Origin of the sequence: Prevotella sp. CAG:592 (genome assembly GCF_000436015.1) — a bacterium.
Lineage (GTDB): Bacteria > Bacteroidota > Bacteroidia > Bacteroidales > Bacteroidaceae > Prevotella > Prevotella pectinovora.
Genome location: NZ_FR892513.1, coordinates 1 through 760, shown reverse-complemented (window position 1 = coordinate 760; position 760 = coordinate 1). Strand labels below are relative to the sequence as shown.

The 760-nt window shown below is 38.3% G+C and carries 1 protein-coding gene; it reads left to right on the top strand.

Going from position 1 to position 760, the window contains the following annotated elements; translation table 11 throughout:
* The first annotated feature begins 98 nt into the window (after positions 1-98).
* Positions 99-320: a site-specific recombinase gene (locus QVO99_RS01930; protein ID WP_022315905.1), complete on the top strand. Its 222-nt coding sequence runs from the start codon at positions 99-101 to the stop codon at positions 318-320.
* Positions 321-760 lie beyond the last annotated feature (440 nt).

Below are 760 nucleotides of genomic sequence, written 5' to 3'. Positions count from 1 at the left end.
ACCTCGTAAACAGCCATGTCAACCTGTCAACTTGACATTATCCCAATTATCCCAAGCGGGTCTAACCATCGGAAATGAAAGGATAGTAAGGTGATGTAATGTCACTGATTTACAGTCTATTAGAAATCCACAAGGCTGCTGACGGCAAGACAGAATACATTGACCATATCCAAGTCAAGACCAAGGACAGAGTAACCATCCCATTGTCGGAAGAAACAAAGAAGTGGATGCCTAAAAGAGAAATGGGGAAGTCTTACTTCTTCCCTTTTGTTGATAAATTGCCTTCAGGCTGTATTCAAAAAACGCCTGTGTTCAAATAAATCAGCAAGACTTATCTGAGCACAGGCATTTTCATGTTTAATTTTATCTTTGATATAGATGACAACAGGAGTAATATACGCTCGTGTCTCCAGTATTGGTGACAGACAGAGCACGGAAAGACTGGTCAAGGACTTGTCGGAATTACTAAAAGTACAATCACCGCAATAATACTATTGATTTTACGTTCTTTTCAAAAAAGGGGTTGTGCAATAGTGGCTTAAAGGCTAAAAGCACTACCTTTGTACGCAATATAACAACACTACGTTTAAGGTCACAATTTGTGATCTCAAAAATAAAGATAGAAATATGGCAAACAACATAGATAAAAAAGAACCGGTCGCAAATTGCGACCAGTCCAAAATAGATGTTACAAAATGCGATAACCATGAACTCGCAGGTAATATCGAACCTCTAATAAAAGTAATTAGAGGGCAACAAG